Source organism: Microbacterium azadirachtae (assembly GCF_000956545.1).
Taxonomy (GTDB): domain Bacteria; phylum Actinomycetota; class Actinomycetes; order Actinomycetales; family Microbacteriaceae; genus Microbacterium; species Microbacterium azadirachtae.
Window position 1 is genome coordinate 1 of record NZ_JYIT01000051.1, and the last position, 16,270, is coordinate 16,270.

A 16,270-nucleotide genomic window follows, 5' to 3' on the forward strand; every position below is an offset into this window, starting at 1 on the left:
CACATCGCCGACGCGCTGGTCGCGCGGGGCATCGTGCGCGATCGCGGCGAGGCGTTCGACGGGATCCTGCACCCGCGCGAGGGCTACTACGAGGGGCACTACGCCGCGGTCCGCATCGCCGGCCGGGACGTCCTTCGCGGCGGGCGCCTCGGCGCCCTCGGCGAACGTGGATCCGACGCCCTCCGCGGCACGGCGGCGGCGACGGCGGCGACGCGTGGTGCCCTCGCTCGCGCCTTCCGCGGCGGCCTCGGTGGCGCGCTGCGGCTCGCGCTGCTTGCGCGCGGGCTTCTCGGAGACGGGGGCCGTGACCAGACGCCCCTTCGTGCCGGCGGGGATGTCGAGGTCCTCGTACAGGTGCGGGCTGGAGGAGTAGGTCTCGATCGGCTCCGGCTGGCCGAACTCGAGGGCGCGGTTGATCAGGGCCCACTTGTGCAGGTCCTCCCAGTCCACGAACGTGACGGCGATGCCGGTGCGGCCCGCGCGGCCCGTGCGGCCGGCGCGGTGCAGGTACGTCTTGTCCTCGTCCGGGATGGTGTGGTTGATCACGTGGGTGACGTCGTCGACGTCGATGCCGCGGGCGGCGACGTCGGTCGCGACGAGCACGTCCTTCTTGCCGGCCTTGAACGCGGCCATCGAGCGCTCGCGCTGGTCCTGGCCCATGTCGCCGTGCACGCCGCCGACATTGAAGCCGCGGTCGCTGAGCTCGTCGACGAGGCGCTGCGCGGCACGCTTGGTGCGCGTGAAGATGACGGTCTTGCCGCGGCCCTCTGCCTGCAGGATGCGGGCGATGACCTCGTCCTTGTCGAGCGAGTGTGCCCGGTACACGAGATGGCGGATGTTCGCCTGCGTGAGGCCCTCGTCGGGGTCGTTGGCGCGGATGTGGATCGGGTTCGTCATGAAGCGGCGCGCCAGCGCCACGATCGGACCCGGCATGGTCGCCGAGAACAGCTGGGTGTGCCGCACCGCCGGGACCTTCTGGAAGATCTTCTCGATGTCGGCGAGGAAGCCGAGGTCGAGCATCTTGTCGGCCTCGTCGAGCACGACCTCGGTCGCGTGCGAGAGGTCGAGCAGACGCTGGTTGGCGAGGTCGATGAGACGGCCCGGGGTGCCGACGACGATCTGCGCGCCGGCCTTGAGCTGCTCGATCTGGCCCTCGTACGCCTTGCCGCCGTAGATGGCGACGACGCTCGTGGAACGGCCGGAGGTGAGCAGATCCATGTCCTCGTAGACCTGGACCGCGAGCTCGCGGGTCGGCACCACGATCAGCGCCTTGACGCCGGGCTCCGGGCTCAGGCCCAGACGCTGCACCACGGGGATGCCGAAGCCGAAGGTCTTGCCGGTGCCCGTCTTGGCCTGGCCGATGATGTCCTGGCCGGGAAGGCCGAGGGGGATGGTCTGCTCCTGGATCGGGAAGGCGTCCACGATGCCTTTGGCCGCGAGCGCGTCCACGATGTCCTGGTCGATGCCGAGATCGGAGAAAGTCGTCACTGTCTTCTGTTGCCTGTCCGGCGGGCCCTGCGATCGCTGCGCCGCCTCGTTGATGGGTCCACGCCGAATCCGTATGCACAGGCGCGGGGCTCCGATCCGTCGCCGGAGCGGGATCCAGCCTACCGGAGGCCGCCCTCGTCTCCCGGATCGCGGGGGAGACGGTGCGCGCCGCCCCGTCGCGCCGCGGCCGCTCGACTAGGCTGAGCGCGTGGTGAGGTGGTTCTGGCAGCGCGACAAGGCGCCGCGGCGCACGCTGGTGCTCCGTTCCCGAGGAGACTCGGGGGATGCGACCCGCGTCGACTTCGCGGAGCTCGCGCCCGAGCTCAACACCTTCCTCGGCCAGGCCGCGTACCTGCAGCTGGGGTACTTCGAGACGCTCACCCGGCTCATCCGCGCCACGAGCGACCTGTCGGAGAAGGAGATCCTCTCCCGGGCCGCCGGTGCCGCTCTCGCGAAGCACCGCGGCATCGTCGACATCATCACGGCACACGGCGACGATCCGACCGAGGTGATGCTGCCGTTCCGCGAGCAGCTCGACGCCTTCCGCCGCAAGACCCTCGGACCGAGGATCGCGGAGACGATGCTCGCGGTCTATCTCACGGCCGGCATGCTCGACGACTTCTACCTCGCGCTCGCGTCCAGCTACGGCGAGACCGGCGCGAAGATCGCGCAGATCCTCGCCACCGACGACGACCGGCACGAGATCATCGGGATCGTGCAGGCCACCATCGCGAGCGACGAGCAGTGGCGCTCCCTGCTGTCGCTGTGGGGACGCCGCCTGGTAGGCGACACGATCCTCGTGGCGCGTGCGGCGCTGCGCCCGCACCTGCCCGGCGCCGAGGACGACAAGCTCGAACCGGTGTTCACCGAGCTCATGGGCGCGCACGCCCGCCGCATGGACGCGATGGGCCTGGCCTCGTAGCGGAGCGGAGTCCGCTCAGATGCCGAGCTCGGCGCGACGCACGGCGTCGCCGTGGTGACGCACGCGCGTGACGACCGCGCCGGCGAGCGCCGAGACCACGACGGCTCCGCCGAGCGCGATCAGCCACAGCCAGACGCTCGACTCCTTCATCCCCGCCCACTGCCCGAGCGTGTAGGCGGCCGCCGCGACCGCGGTCGCGACGGCGGGGACCAGCGCGACCCCGCGCACCTCGCGATGCGGGAGCGCGTAGTGCACCGCGACGCCCAGGACACAGGCGGCGATCAGCGCGAGCAGGATGTACATGCGGCTCAGGCCACGAAGCCGACGCGACGGGACTCCTCGGTCCCGAGCTCGACGTAGCCGAGGTTCGCCGTCGGCACGATGTAGGAGTTGCCCTTGGTGTCGCTCAGCTCGACGTGGCTCGCACCCTGGTCGAGCGCGCCGGCGATCTGCGTGCGCACCTCGTCGGCCGAGGCGGACGTCTCGAAGCTGAGCTCACGGCCGGTGTTGATGATGCCGATGCGGATCTCCACGGAATGCTCCTTGAATGTCGTGCTCTTCGAAAGCGGGTGTCCGGTCACTCTATCGCGGGCCCGACGGGCCGGGATCGAGGGCGGCGCCCTGTTCGCCGAGGGCGATTGCGCCGTCCCGCCCGCAGGGGCGACCGCCGCGGACGAGGCCGATGTCGGCCGCGCCGGATAGCGTGGGAGCATGCTCGACGCCTCCGCCCCGACCCCTGCGCAGGCGGCCGTGATCGACGCGCCGGCGACGGCCGTCGGAACCGTGATCGGCGCTCCCGGCACCGGCAAGACGCACGCGCTGGTGGAGCGCGTCGCGGGCCTGCTCGAGCAGGGGCTGGCCCCCGAGCAGGTGCTCGCGCTGACGCCCAGCAGGCAGGCCGCGACCGCGCTACGCGACCGGATCGGCGTGCGCGTGCGGGTCGCCACCCCGGGCCCGCTGGCCCGATCCCTCGGTTCCTTCGCGTTCCAGCTGGTGCGCGGCACCATGGTGCACGCGGGCTTCGAGCCGCCGGCGCTGCTCACCGGCGCGGACCAGGACCGGATCATCGCCGATCTGCTCGCCGGCGACGCCGACGACGAGCAGGAGGGGCTGCCGAGCCGCTGGCCCGAGCACCTCGCCGCCACCGTGCGCTCGTCGCGGGCCTTCCGCTCGGAGCTGCGCGCCTTCCTCGCGGAGTGCGTCGAGCTCGGGGTGACCCCCGCGGAGCTGGAGGCCTCGGGCCGCCCGGCCTGGCGGGCGGTGGCGTCCTTCGCCCGCGCGTACCGGAGGGTGCTCGATCGCGCGCGCTCCGCGCATCGGGACGCGGCGGACCTGCTGGCGGAGGCGTCCACGATCCTGCGCACGGCGCAGCCGGACGAGCTCGGGGCTCTCAGCCGGCTGACGGTCGTCCTCATCGACGACGCGCAGGAGCTCACCGCGGGCGGCGTCGCCCTGGTTGCGGCCCTGCGCGCCCGCGGTATCGCGGTGCAGGCGTTCGGGGATCCGGACATCTCCTCCGGAGCGTTCCGCGGCGCGGGACCCGAGCTGTTCGCCGAGGTGGTGGCCATGCTGGGCGACGTGCATGTGCTCGATGCTCCGCACCGCCAGGATCCGCCTCTCACCGCGCTCACCCGCACGGTCGTCCAGACGATCGGCGCGTCGGGCCGGGTCGAGCATCGGCGCGCACCGGTCGCTGCCGACACCGCGGATCCGGACGCGGTGCAGACGTTCATCGCGCCCTCGCCGCACGAGGAGCACGACGTCATCGCCCGGACGCTGCGGGAATGGCACCTCCTGCGGGGTGTCGCGTGGGAGCGCATGGCCGTGATCGCGCACGACACCCGGCAGGTCGCCGCGCTGGAGGCGGAGCTTGCTGCACGCGAGGTGCCCACGCGGGCCGCCGGCGTGCAGCGCCCGCTCGGAAGCGAGACCGTGGTGCGGGACATCGTCGGGATCGTGCGGCTCGCCCTCACCGAGCCGGCGGAGCGCGACCCGCAACTGGTCGCCGAGGCGCTGCGCACGCCGTTCGGCGGACTCGACGGGGTGGGTCTGCGTCGGCTGCGCGCCCGGCTGCGGCACCTCGAGCTCGAGGCGGGGGGATCCGCGCCCGCCCGGCTGCTGCTGCGCGACGGCATCGCGGAGCCCGCCCAGCTCGCCCGGGTCGACACTGCGGAGGCGCGCACGGCCGACCGCTTCGGCACCATGCTGCGCGAGGTGCGGGAAGGATGGCTGCGGGGCGAGACGATCCACGAGCTGCTCTGGCGCGTCTGGGACGCCTCGCGCGCCCCCGACGGACGGCGGCTCGCCGTGGCCTGGCAGGAGATCGCCGAGGGCTCGGGCGGCGGCCGGGCGTCGGGCACCGAGACCGCGCGTGCCCTCGACGCCCTCGTCGCGCTGTTCGACGCGGCCAAGCGCTCGGTCGAGCGCGCCCCGGAGAAGGGGCCCGAGGCGTTCATCCACGACATCCTCGACAGCGAGGTCCCCGAGGACTCGTTGTCGGCCCCGGACCGCCCGGGCACGGTCACCCTGATGACGCCCGCGACCGCACTCGGCACCGAGTTCGACGCCGTGGTGATCGCGGGCGTGCAGGACGGCGTCTGGCCGAACGTCCGGCTGCGCGGAGGCCTGTTGGAGACCTGGCGGCTGGCCGAGGCGGTCGCCGCGGCGCGCTCCGGCGAGCCCGAGCACGTGCACTCCACGCTCGACCGTCGCCGCGCCGCGCTCCATGACGAGCTGCGCCTGTTCGTGCGGGCGATCTCCCGGGCACGCCATCGTCTGCTCGTCACCGCCGTGGACGATGACGATCAGAGCCCGAGCGCGTTCTTCGGCTTCCTGCCGGATCCGCTGCCGGTGGACGAACGTCACGCGCACCCGCTCACGCTGCGCGGACTGGTGGCCCGGCACCGCCGCGTGCTGACCACGTCGGCCGATCCGGCGGCGCGCGCCGCGGCCGCCGGGCAGCTGCGGCTGCTCGCCGAGGCAGAGGTCCCCGGCGCGGATCCCGACGGGTGGTTCGGAGTGCGCGCGCCGTCGGACGACCGGCCGCTGCGCGACCTGGAGACCGGATCGGTCCCGGTTTCGCCGTCCCGCCTGGAGGCGTTCGAGGAATGCGGCGTGAACTGGGTGGTGTCGGCGCTCGGCGGCGACACCGTCGCGCCGCCGAGCGCCGGCATCGGGACCATCGTGCACGCGGCGATGGAGCACGTGCCCGACGGCGACCTCGAGGCCATGCGCCGCATCCTCGACGAGCGCTGGGGCGAGCTGGACTTCGAGACGCCGTGGATCGACGCCAAGGAGCGGCGCCGCGCGGAGCTCTACGTGCAGCGTCTGCACGACTACCTGGCCGAGGTGCGTCGGCAGGGCGGGCGCGTGGTCGCGTCGGAGGGCGGGTTCCGCTTCGCCGTCGATCTCGGGCCGGATCCGCGGCCGCACCCGGTCGATCCCGAGCATCCCGAAGGCCAGGCGGTCGTCAGCGGATACATCGACCGGGTCGAGGCGTATCCGGCGGGCTCCGGGGAGCACGAAGCCGCGCGCGGACGCACGTGGAGCGCGATGTCGTCCGCTGCAGAGGGGGAGCGGGTCGTCGTGGTGGATCTGAAGACCGGCAAGTACGAGCCGGAGACGGAGGCGAAGGTCGTGGAGCACGCGCAGCTCGCCGCCTACCAGCTCGCGGTCGAGCAGGGCCAGGTGGAGGGCGCGGATCCGACGGCGCTCGCCGGCGCCCGGCTGGTGCTCGTCGCGCAGACCATCGGGCAGAGCCCTTACCGGGTGGCGCATCAGCATCGGCTCGGGGACGAGGCGCGCGCCGCCTTCCTGGAGCGCGTGGCCGAGGCGGGCCGCGGCATGGCGGCGTCGAGCTTCACGGCGCAGGTCGAGGCGCACTGCGCCGACACCCAGGTGCGGATCAGCCCCTGCCGCATCCACTCGATCCCGGCGGTGAGCGCATGAGCGTCGTGACCGGTGCGGCGCGGGGCGTCGCGGAGAGAGCCGGCGGCGAGGAGTGGACCGAAGGCGGGCAGGGCGGCCACGGCATCGCCGCGACCGACATCTCGGCGGCGCTCGGCCTCCCGACCCCGACCGAGGCGCAGCAGCGCGTCATCGAGGCACCGCCGGCACCGGCGCTCGTCGTCGCCGGCGCGGGCAGCGGCAAGACCGAGACCATGTCCGGGCGCGTCGTCTGGCTCGTGGCGAACGGCTTCGTCGAGCGCGACGAGATCCTCGGTCTCACCTTCACGCGCAAGGCGGCAGGAGAGCTCGCCGAGCGCATCGCGCTGCGCCTGGACCGCATCGACGAGTACGGGCGCCGCGGACTGCTGCCGCACCTGCCGGAGATCGTGCGCAGCGGTGCCCTGGAGCGGATCGGCGCCGCGTCGTCCCCAGCGCAGCGCGCCGCCGTGCAGCGCGAGGTGCTCGACGCCCTCGCCGAGCGGTACGAGACGGGCTGGGATCCGTCCGCGCCGCGCGACGCCACGGATCTGATCATGCGCCCGCGGGTCTCGACGTACAACGCGTTCGCCGACGGCATCGTGCGCGAGCACGCGGCCCACATCGGCCGCGACCCCGACGCCGCGATGCTCAGCCAGTCCGCCTCATGGCTCATCGCCCGCGCGGTGGTGCTGCGGGCGGAGATCCCCGGACTCGAGGAGGTCGATCGCTCGCTGAACGGCGTGATCGACGCGGTGCAGCGCCTGGCGGGGGACGTGCTGGACCACCGGGTCGACCTCGACGCCATGGTCCGCATCGCCGTGCAGCAGGCCGACGCCTTCGAGCCCTACCGCGGCAGCGCGGACGTGGGCAAGGCCGTCGAGAACCTCAGGGCCATGCCGATCCTCGCGGATCTGGTGCGCGAGTACATCGCGGAGAAGTCGCGTCGGGGCGTGCTCGACTTCGCCGACCAGGTCGGCGGCGCGTTCGACATCGTGCAGGCGTCCCCGGAGGTCCGCGCCGAGCTGCGCGCCCAGCATCGGGTCGTGCTGCTCGACGAGTACCAGGACACGTCCGTGATCCAGACCCGGTTCCTCGCCGCGCTGTTCCGCGACGGCGCCGTGATGGCCGTGGGCGATCCGCATCAGTCGATCTACGGCTGGCGCGGTGCCAGCGCCGACAACCTGTACGCGTTCGGACGCACCTTCGCCGACGAGCAGGCTGCGCGCACCTACAGTCTGATGACGAGCTGGCGCAACGACGAGCGCATCCTGCACGTCGCGAACCGGGTGCTGCAGCCGCTGCAGCGCCCGGGGCTGGACGTGCCGGCGCTCGAACCCCGCCCCGGCTCCGGCCAGGGCACAGTGGACGTGCGCTATGCCGAGACCGTCGACGACGAGGCCGCCGACGTCGCCGCGTGGTTCGCGGAGAGGCGCGCCGCGCACGACGAGGCGTTGGCGGGGCGTCCGCACACGGGCGCGATCCTGTTCCGCTCCAAGCGGCACATGCAGACGTTCGCGGGCGCGCTCGCGGCCCGCGGGATCCCGCACCGGATCCTCGGACTCGGCGGCCTGCTCGCGACCCCCGAGGTCGTCGATGTGGTGTCGGCGCTGCGGGTGATCCACGATCCCACGGCCGGGTCCGCGCTGATCCGGCTCCTGGTCGGGCCCCGGTTCGCGATCGGGGTGGCCGACATGGCGGCCCTGTACGACCTCGCCCGCGAGCTGGCGGTGCGCGACGGTTCGCTCGCCCCGCTCACCGATGAGCTGAAGCAGCGCCTGCGGTCCTCCCGCGGCGCCGACGAGGCGGTCTCCATCGTCGATGCGGTCGACTTCGTGCGCACCGCGCGAGACGACTACCGGCTGCTCGAGGGGATCAGCCCGACGGGTCGCGCGCGCCTGCGGGCGGCCGGGGAGATGCTGGAACGGCTGCGCCGCGCGGCGGGGCAGCCCATCCTCGAGCTCATCCGCACGATCGAGACCGAGCTGCGCCTGGACATCGAGCTCGCCGTGAACGAGACGCGAGGTCCCGCGCGGGTCGCCGCGACGCAGCTGCGCGCCTTCGGAGACGAGGTGCGCGCGTTCCTCGTCGCCGACGACCGGGGCACGATCTCGAGCCTGCTGGCGTGGCTGGACAAGGCCGAGATGACGGACGAGCTGATGCCGCGCACCGAGCCGCCGGAGCCGGGCGTGGTGCAGCTGCTCACGATCCACGGCTCCAAGGGCCTGGAATGGGACGCGGTCGCGGTGGTGCGCCTCGTCGAGGACGAGCTGCCCGGGCGGATCTCCGACGCGCAGGGCTGGTTCGGATTCGGCGTGGTGCCGTTCGCGCTGCGCGGTGACAGCGACGCACTGCCGCGGTTCCAGTGGGATCCGGAGGCGGCCAAGGACGGGGCCGGCACGGATCCCCGCAAGCGCGAGAAGGCCGCTCTCGATTCGCTCGCCGCGGGCATCACGAAGGCGTACCCGCGCGGGGGAGCGCTGCGGCGGTTCAAGGACGACTACCGCGACTATCAGCGCGCGGAGGAGCGCCGCCTCGCCTACGTCGCGGTGACCCGTGCGCGCACCGATCTGCTGCTGACCGGTTCGCACTGGTCGGGGCAGAAGAACATGCGCAAGCCCAGTCCCTACCTGCAGGAGGCGATCGAGGAGCTCGGGCTCGCCCCGCTGCCTGAGGCGCTCACCGAGGACAATCCCTATGAGGGCACGGCGCGCACGAGCGTGTGGCCGATGGATCCGCTGGGCGGCCGTCGCTCCCGCGTGACGGCGGCGGCGGAGGAGGTGCGCCGGGCGATCGCGGATCCGCAGCCGGCGGCGCCCACCGAGGAGCTCGCCCGCCTGCTCGCCGAACGCGCAGCCCGACAGCGGGGCATCGTCGTCGACGCCCCCACCCGCGTTCCCGCGTCCCGGTTCAAGGACTACGTCGCCGACTACGGCGGAACGGTCCGCACGCTCGGCCGGCCCATGCCGGAGAGGCCGTATCGGCAGACCCGTCTCGGCACGCTGTTCCACGCCTGGGTCGAGCACCGCTCCGGATCCGTCGGGGTCGGCACGTCGTTGGACGACGGCCTCTGGGAGCTCGACGACGACCTCACAGCCGCGGGGACCGCGGCGGAGGCGGGGGACGGGGCCGCGGCGGACGAGATCGCCCGCGCCGACGCCGAGGACCTCGCGCGTCTGCGGGAGATCTTCGAGCGCAGCGAGTGGGCGCCGCTCAAGCCGATCGCGGTGGAGACGGAGATCGACTTCGCCCTGCCTGTCGGCGAGGGCGAGCCCGCCCGCATCGTCATCTGCAAGCTCGACGCCGTCTACCGTCGCGCGGACCGCGGCGGGCGGATCGAGATCGTGGACTGGAAGACGGGACGCCCTCCGGCGACGGCGGCCGAGCGCGAGGAGCGCATGCTGCAGCTCGCGCTCTACCGGCTCGCGTACCACCGCCGGTATGGAGTGCCGCTGGACGAGATCGACGTGGCGCTGTTCTACGTCGCCGACGACCTCGTGCTGCGCGGCGACACGGTCTACTCGGAGGAGGCGCTGGTCCAGCGCTGGAACGCGGCCCGCGCCGCGCGGTGAGCGTCGGCCACATCGGCCTCCGAGCCGGCGATGCCGCCCTCGCTGGGCAGCAGGGTGCCGGGGCGCGCCGCGCGATCGTCGTCCTCGTCGTCGTCCGAGCGGCCCTGGCGCGCGTCACCGGAGTCCGAGCGTGACGGGCGCAGGTCGCTGAGATCCTCGGTCGCGTTCGGATCGAGATCCTCGATCGCGCCGGTCGCGGTGAGGTCCTGCGCGTGCCGGTCGGCGTCCGCGGCATCCGGATCCGTCGACGCGACGTCATCCGCGCCGCGCCCCTCGATGGCATCCTCCGCGCCGCCGGCGGAGCCGCCGCGCGGTCCGAACGCCGACGTGTCGTCGGTCGCGATGCCCGCGAAGGCACTCGCGTCATAGGTGTCGGTCTGCATCGACGTGTCGATGCGATTGGCGCCGGTCGCGGGCACGCGGTCCAGGGCGGACATCGCCTCGTCCACGCCCGCTCCCGCGCCCGCACGTGGTGCGAGGTCGTCGTGGATGCCGTCGGCCAGGGCGTCGAGCAGGTGCGCGGCGTCGTCGACGATGTCGGGGCGGTGGGTGTCGTGACCGTGCAGCAGCCAGCGTGCGAGCTCCAGCTCGGCGAGCAGCCGGGCACGGATCCCGAGGCCGGTGTCGGGGGCGCGCAGGGTGGCGGACGCGTAGGCGTCCAGGACGTCGTCGCGCGCGTCCGCGGCCAGGGTCAGCCATGCGAGGTCGATCGCGGGGTCGCCGATCGAGAGGGCGTGCCAGCCGAGGATCCCGGTCACCCGCGGGCCGCGCTCGTCGTCGTCGGAGAAGAGGAACGACTCCGCGTGGGCGCCGCCGAGCGTCACCGCGGACTCGAAACGCCACAGGTCGTCGGCCTCGACCGCTTCGCGCCAGCGCACCGTGAGGCGCGCCGACACGCGACCGGTGGCCGCGGCGCGGTCGATGAGCACGCGCACGTCGTCGCGCGCCTCGGCGGGCGTGCGCTCGGCGAGACCCGCCCCGCGCACGACCGACACGGGCAGCGCGTGCACGCCCGCGATCGCCTTGCCGATGGACACGGCGGCGCCGGGGCCCGGCGGCAGATCGGCCGCGTCGATCTGGAACCCGGGGAGCAGCGTGGTGACCAGGGCGCGCGAGTCGCCCACCCGGCCGTCGCCGAGGTGCTCCGGCGCGGCGAAGCGCAGCATCGACCGGGCGCCGGGGGTCAGCGCCCGCAGCGCCAGGCTCTCCTTGGCGAGCTCGGACGCGGTGTCGTCGTCGTTCGAAGCGCGGATCGCGACCTCGGTGCCGTCGGCGAGCGTGGCCACGGCCGAATCGAAGCGGGCGTCGCCGTCCGAGGACAGGACGCGGGCGCCGACGACATCGGCTCCGGGCACCGCCGCCGTGACCGCCGCGGCTAGAGTGAAGGGTGAGCGAGCCATGTCACCAGGGTAGGTCGAGCCTCGTCCGCACAGGGCCCGCCACGCCTGCGAGAAGGGGAGTCGAGACCGTGCCGGAGACCGTCCCCGAACCCGTCGCCGACGATGCCGCCGCCCTCGATGCCGCCGTCCTCGACGGGGTCGTGCCGGAGGGCGCGTCCCTCGACCGGGCCGGCGAGTGGCGGGAGGACCCCGATGCGATCCCGCGCCTCCGCGCCGACGGACGCACCGGCGTCCTGGTCGTGCGCGAGCGCCGGGTGCCGCTCGGCGACGACGGTCTCATCCTGGTGCCTGCGGGCGATCCCGTGCTCGCGCGCACCAGGGAGTGGGCGCTGCTGGGACGCCGTCCGGACGGCACGGGGCTGCTGCTCGCGCTGCAGGACCCCGAGGACGACACCGACGCCGACGGATCCTGGGCACCGCGGTGGAGCGATCTGCGCGAGGCGCTTCCGGTGGTCGACGCCGCCGACGGCGAGCTCGTCGTCGCGGCGATCGCGCTGGCCGGGTGGCTGCGCGACGCGGGCTTCTGCCCCGCGTGCGGGCATCCCGCGGAGCTCCGGCAGAACGGGTGGTCGCGGCACTGCGTCTCCTGCGGACGCGAGCACTTCCCGCGCACCGATCCCGCCGTCATCGTCGCCGTGCAGAGTGCCGACGGCGAACGGCTGCTGCTCGGCGCCAACGCGCAGTGGAAGGGACGCTTCCACTCCTGCTTCGCCGGGTTCGTCGAGGCGGGGGAGTCGCTGGAGACGACCGTCCATCGCGAGCTCTTCGAGGAGGCCGGCGTGCGTGTGCGCGACCTCCGCTACTTCGCCTCGCAGCCCTGGCCCTTCCCGCGCTCGCTCATGGTCGGCTTCCACGCCACCGCGGTGGACGAGCAGGCGGCCCACGGCGACGGCGAGGAGATCATCGACGTGCGCTGGCTGACGCGCGCGGAGATCGGATCCGCGCTCGCCGGATCCGGCCCGGTGGGCCTTCCGGGCGCCGCCTCGATCGCGCACCGTCTGATCGTCGACTGGTATCGGCGGTGAGCGCGCTCGACGGACTCGACGAACGCCAGCGGGAGGCGGCGTCCGTGCTGCGCGGACCCGTCGCGGTGCTGGCCGGCGCGGGGACCGGCAAGACACGCGTGATCACCCACCGCATCGCGCACGGCGTCGAGACCGGCGCGTACTCGCCGGGGCGCGTGATGGCGGTGACGTTCACGGCGAAGGCCGCGGGAGAGCTCCGGGGCCGGCTGAGGACGCTCGGCGTGCAGGGCGTCGCCGCGCGCACGTTCCACGCCGCGGCGCTCGCCCAGCTCGGCTTCTTCTGGCCGCAGCTGGCCGGTTCCCCGGCGCCGGCGATCGTCGACAACAAGGTGCGGCTGCTCGCCCAGGCGGCCGACATGCTGCGGCTTCGGCCGGACACCGCGACGCTGCGGGACCTGGCCTCCGCGATCGAATGGCGCAAGGTCTCGATGCTGTCGATCGAGGAGGCCGCCGCGCGCGGACGTTCGATCGGGCGGTTCGACGCGGGCCAGGTCGCCGAGCTCTCCCGCGCCTACGAGACGCTCAAGGACGATCGTCATCAGCTCGACTTCGAGGACGTGCTGCTCGCCTGCGCCGGGATGCTCGAGGCAGAGCCGCGGGTCGCCGCGGCCGTGCACGAGCAGTACCGGCACTTCACGGTCGACGAGTACCAGGACGTCTCGCCACTGCAGCATCGCCTGCTGGAACTGTGGCTCGGCGATCGCGGAGACCTCTGCGTCGTGGGCGACGCGTCGCAGACCATCTACTCGTTCGCCGGCGCCGACCAGAACTACCTCCTCGACTTCGCACGCCGGCACGCGGACGCGACGGTCGTGCGGCTCGAGACCAACTACCGCTCCGCGAGCGGCGTGCTCGACGTGGCCAACGCACTCATGAAGGGTCGCCCCGGAGCCCTCGAGCTGATCCCCGCCGCGCGCCGGGGAGAGCAGCCGACCGGCGAGGTCGTGGACAAGGCGGTCGTGGTCGCGTTCGACGACGACGCCGCGGAGGCCAGAGGCGTCGCGACGGCGATCGCCGCGCGGATCGCCTCCGGCGTGCCGCCCGAGCAGATCGCCGTGCTCTACCGCGCGCACTCCCAGTCCGCGGCGCTGCTGCAGGCGCTCGCCGCGGCCGGCGTGGCCGCGACCGTTCTCGGCGGCAAGCGCTTCTTCGATCTGCCGGAGGTGCGTCAGGCGGTGCAGGCCCTGCGCGCGGCTGCGGTCGCGCCGCAGCAGCACTCCTTCCTCGCGGCGGTGCGGGACGTGCTGCGCGGTCTCGGGTACAGCGACGAGCCGCCCGAGGCGGGCGGCGCGCTGCGCGATGCGTGGGAGGCCCGCCGCGCGGTACTGCGTCTCGCGGAGGACGCCCCGGTCGGCACCACGATGCGCGACTTCGCCGACGACCTCTTCGCGCGAGCCAAGGACCAGCACGAACCGGTGCTGCGCACGGTGACGCTCTCGACCCTGCATGCGGCGAAGGGCCTGGAGTGGCCCGAGGTCTACCTGGTCGGCTGCTCCGAGGGCCTGCTGCCGATCTCGTACGCGAGCGGGTTCGAGGCCATCGACGAGGAGCGTCGGCTCGCCTATGTGGGCGTCACGCGGGCCGCGCGAGCGCTGACGCTGACCTGGTCGCGGGACGTGGACCGGGCAGGACGACGCCCGTCGCGCTTCCTTGCGGAGATCGGCAGAGGCAGTCTGCGTGAAATTCCACCGTCTGCGATGATCGCCCCCCGTCGCGACGGATCCTGATCCGGCGGCCGGAACCGCTCCGCTCGAGGGGACCCCTCGCAGCGAGCAGATCCGCCACCGCGTCCGCTGCGGCGGCGACGACGCCGAGCGGCACCCGGCCGGGATCCCTCTCCATCAGCTGGACGTGCAGCGCCGCCCAGGCGTGATCGCGCTCGCGATCGTGCGAGTCGCGGCAGGACAGGCACGGCGAGCGGCCGGGGAGCACGAGCGGGCCGACGACGGATCCGCCGGCGTCGAAGGCGACGGGCAGGTGCGCCCGATCCTCCGCGAGGAGCGCGGCGGCGTCGCGTGCGGGCACGGCACCGTGTCGCACGAGCACGGTGGCCGCCTCCGGCGCGTCCGTCACGTCGACCCGCGCGTCGGCGAGCGCCTCCTCGAGCCGGAGCACCGTGCGCGCGCCGACCGCGGCTGAGGCCTCCAGCCGCACCGCGTACCTGGCGGCCTCTCCCACGAGCACGGGAGCGAGGCGGGCGCGCAGCCGCCGCGCCTCGGGCAGCGGCGCGCCCGCGCTGTGGGCGATCACCTCGAAGGCCCGCTCGTCGATGCCGCGCATCAGCGCATGCAGGACGCGCGGGACCCATGCGCCGTCGACGGACAGGGTCAGCGCCGCCTCCGCGCCGATCTGCACGGTGTCGGCGTCGCGCCAGAGCACCGGTTGGGCGGGATCGAGGCGGATCGTCGGCATCCCCCGATCATGTCCGGATCCGCGCCGGCGTCGCGGCGGGATCCGGAATCGGTGGACAACTCGCTCAGACGGGCTTCTCGCCGGATCCCGCGGGTCCGGCCTCAGGGCCGTCCGAGCGCGGTCCGTCCGGATCGGATCCGTCCGGGCCCGGCTCGCCGAAGTCCTCGCCGCGGAGCAGGCGCTCCAGCGCCTCGTCCATCTCGTCCGGCGCCGGCTCCTCGCCACGGGCGCGCGCCTGCAGCCGGGCCACCAGGGCCGCGGGGTCGTCGATGTCGGAGGAGTCGGGCATCAGGTCGGGGTAGTCCCACAGGGCGTCGCGCGCCTCGACGCCGACCGCGTCGGTGACGGCGCGCCACATCGCGGCGGCCTCGCGCAGCCGCCGGGGGCGGATCTTCAAGCCGACGAGCGCGCCGAGCGCGTCCTCGGCCGGGCCGCCGGCCGCGCGCCGGCGACGGGCGGCCTCGGCGATCCGCACGCTGTCCGGCAGCCGGGAGGTCGCCTGCGTGGTGACCACGTCGACCCAGCCGTCGATCGTCGCGATGAGGTTCTCCAGCCGTTCCAGGGCCTCGCGCTGCACCTCGGAGAGCTCCGGAAGGAGCGCGCCGCCCTCGATCGCCTCGCGCAGCTCCTCGGGGTTCGACGGGTCGAGGCGGCCCGCCACGTCCTCGAGCTTGTCGACGTCGACCGTCACGCCCTTCGCGAACTCGGTGATCTGGGTCATCACGTGCAGGTGCAGCCAGCGCGCGTGCCGGTACAGCCGCGCATAGGCGATCTCCCTGGCCGCGAGGTACAGCGCGATCTGGTCCTCGGGGATCTCCAGCCCCTCGCCGAACGCGGCGAGGTTCTGCGGGACCACGGCGGCCGTGCCGGCCGGGAGCACGGGGATCCCGACATCGCCGCCGGAGACCACCTCGAGCGACAGGTTGCCGAGCACCTGGCCGAACTGCATCGCGAACACCGAGCTGCCGATGCCGCGCATCAGGCGGCCCGCGCCCTGCACCGCCCCCCGCATCTCCTCGGGGGTGTGACCCTCGAGCGCGGCCATCAGCGCGTCCGCGATGCTCGTGGACACGGGAGCGGCCACCTCCTTCCACACCGGCAGCGTCTGCTCGACCCATTCGCCGCGCGTGAGCGCGCGCGGAGCGGATCCGAGCTCCGAGATCGTGGTCGCCTCGCCGACCCACAGGTCCGCGAGGGCGAAGGCGTCGGCGATCGACGAGCGCGCCCCGGAGTCGATGCCGAGACCGTCGCGGTTCGCGATGTGCAGGGCCTGTCGCAGCGCCGTCTCCCACGGGTCGCCGCTCATCGCGTGCTGCATCTGCTGCATCATCTGCTGCATCATCGCGGGATCGAGGTTCAGGCCCTCCATGCCCTGCAGCGCGCTCAGATCGAAGTCCTCCGCCGATCCGCCGAGCATGCGGCGCAGGAACTGCAGGAAGTCCTCGGAGTTCGGGTCGTTCTCAGCCATCGGGAGCCCTCTCAGCACGTGTATAGCCCGTGCTGACTACGCTAGTTGCACCACCAGTG

At 73.6% G+C, this 16,270-nt stretch carries 10 protein-coding genes; 5 read left to right on the forward strand and 5 right to left on the reverse strand.

The genetic code is table 11. From position 1 onward, the window contains the following. Positions 1-1,488, reverse strand: a 1,488-nt coding sequence (locus RL72_RS02140) for a DEAD/DEAH box helicase (RefSeq protein ID WP_248700345.1), incomplete at its 3' end; no start/stop codon positions are given. A 208-nt stretch (positions 1,489-1,696) separates the two neighbouring features. Between RL72_RS02140 and RL72_RS02145 the strand changes: the two genes are divergently transcribed. Then, positions 1,697-2,410 carry a ferritin-like fold-containing protein gene (locus tag RL72_RS02145; protein WP_045249163.1) on the forward strand — a complete coding sequence of 238 codons (714 nt, stop codon included), beginning with the start codon at positions 1,697-1,699 and terminating at the stop codon, positions 2,408-2,410. Between the two features lie 15 nt (positions 2,411-2,425). Here RL72_RS02145 and RL72_RS02150 read toward each other — a convergent pair whose 3' ends face one another. Together RL72_RS02150 and RL72_RS02155 are read right to left on the reverse strand one after the other, a co-directional pair. Beyond that, positions 2,426-2,713: a hypothetical protein gene (locus tag RL72_RS02150; RefSeq protein WP_045249164.1), complete on the reverse strand. Its 288-nt coding sequence runs from the start codon at positions 2,711-2,713 to the stop codon at positions 2,426-2,428. A gap of 5 nt (positions 2,714-2,718) precedes the next feature. Then, positions 2,719-2,943 carry a DUF3107 domain-containing protein gene (locus RL72_RS02155; protein ID WP_045249165.1) on the reverse strand — a complete coding sequence of 75 codons (225 nt, stop codon included), beginning with the start codon at positions 2,941-2,943 and terminating at the stop codon, positions 2,719-2,721. 178 nt (positions 2,944-3,121) lie between these two features. Between RL72_RS02155 and RL72_RS02165 the strand changes: the two genes are divergently transcribed. After that, entirely contained in the window at positions 3,122-6,358 is a 3,237-nt protein-coding gene (locus tag RL72_RS02165) for an ATP-dependent helicase (protein ID WP_045249167.1), read from the forward strand. Further along, positions 6,355-9,906 carry an ATP-dependent DNA helicase gene (locus tag RL72_RS02170; RefSeq protein ID WP_045249168.1) on the forward strand — a complete coding sequence of 1,184 codons (3,552 nt, stop codon included), beginning with the start codon at positions 6,355-6,357 and terminating at the stop codon, positions 9,904-9,906. The genes RL72_RS02165 and RL72_RS02170 overlap by 4 nt, the downstream gene beginning before the upstream one ends. Here the strand turns inward: RL72_RS02170 and RL72_RS02175 are convergent. Next, positions 9,852-11,306, reverse strand: a complete 1,455-nt coding sequence (locus tag RL72_RS02175; protein ID WP_045249169.1) for a protein kinase family protein — start codon at positions 11,304-11,306, stop codon at positions 9,852-9,854. The two genes, RL72_RS02170 and RL72_RS02175, sit on opposite strands and share 55 nt — an antisense overlap. 68 nt (positions 11,307-11,374) lie before the next feature. On the opposite strand from RL72_RS02175, the gene nudC reads away from it, so the two are divergent. Both nudC and RL72_RS02185 read left to right on the forward strand, forming a co-directional pair. Further along, positions 11,375-12,331: an NAD(+) diphosphatase gene (gene nudC / locus RL72_RS02180; RefSeq protein ID WP_338101497.1), complete on the forward strand. Its 957-nt coding sequence runs from the start codon at positions 11,375-11,377 to the stop codon at positions 12,329-12,331. Next, complete coding sequence (locus tag RL72_RS02185; RefSeq protein WP_052674131.1) at positions 12,328-14,058, forward strand: ATP-dependent helicase; 1,731 nt, start codon at positions 12,328-12,330, stop codon at positions 14,056-14,058. Before nudC ends, RL72_RS02185 begins: the two co-directional genes overlap by 4 nt. A 749-nt stretch (positions 14,059-14,807) precedes the next feature. Here RL72_RS02185 and RL72_RS02195 read toward each other — a convergent pair. Then, the gene (locus RL72_RS02195; protein WP_045249171.1) at positions 14,808-16,211 is read right to left on the reverse strand and encodes a zinc-dependent metalloprotease; all 1,404 of its coding nucleotides are present in this window, start codon (positions 16,209-16,211) and stop codon (positions 14,808-14,810) included. Positions 16,212-16,270: the final 59 nt, after the last annotated feature.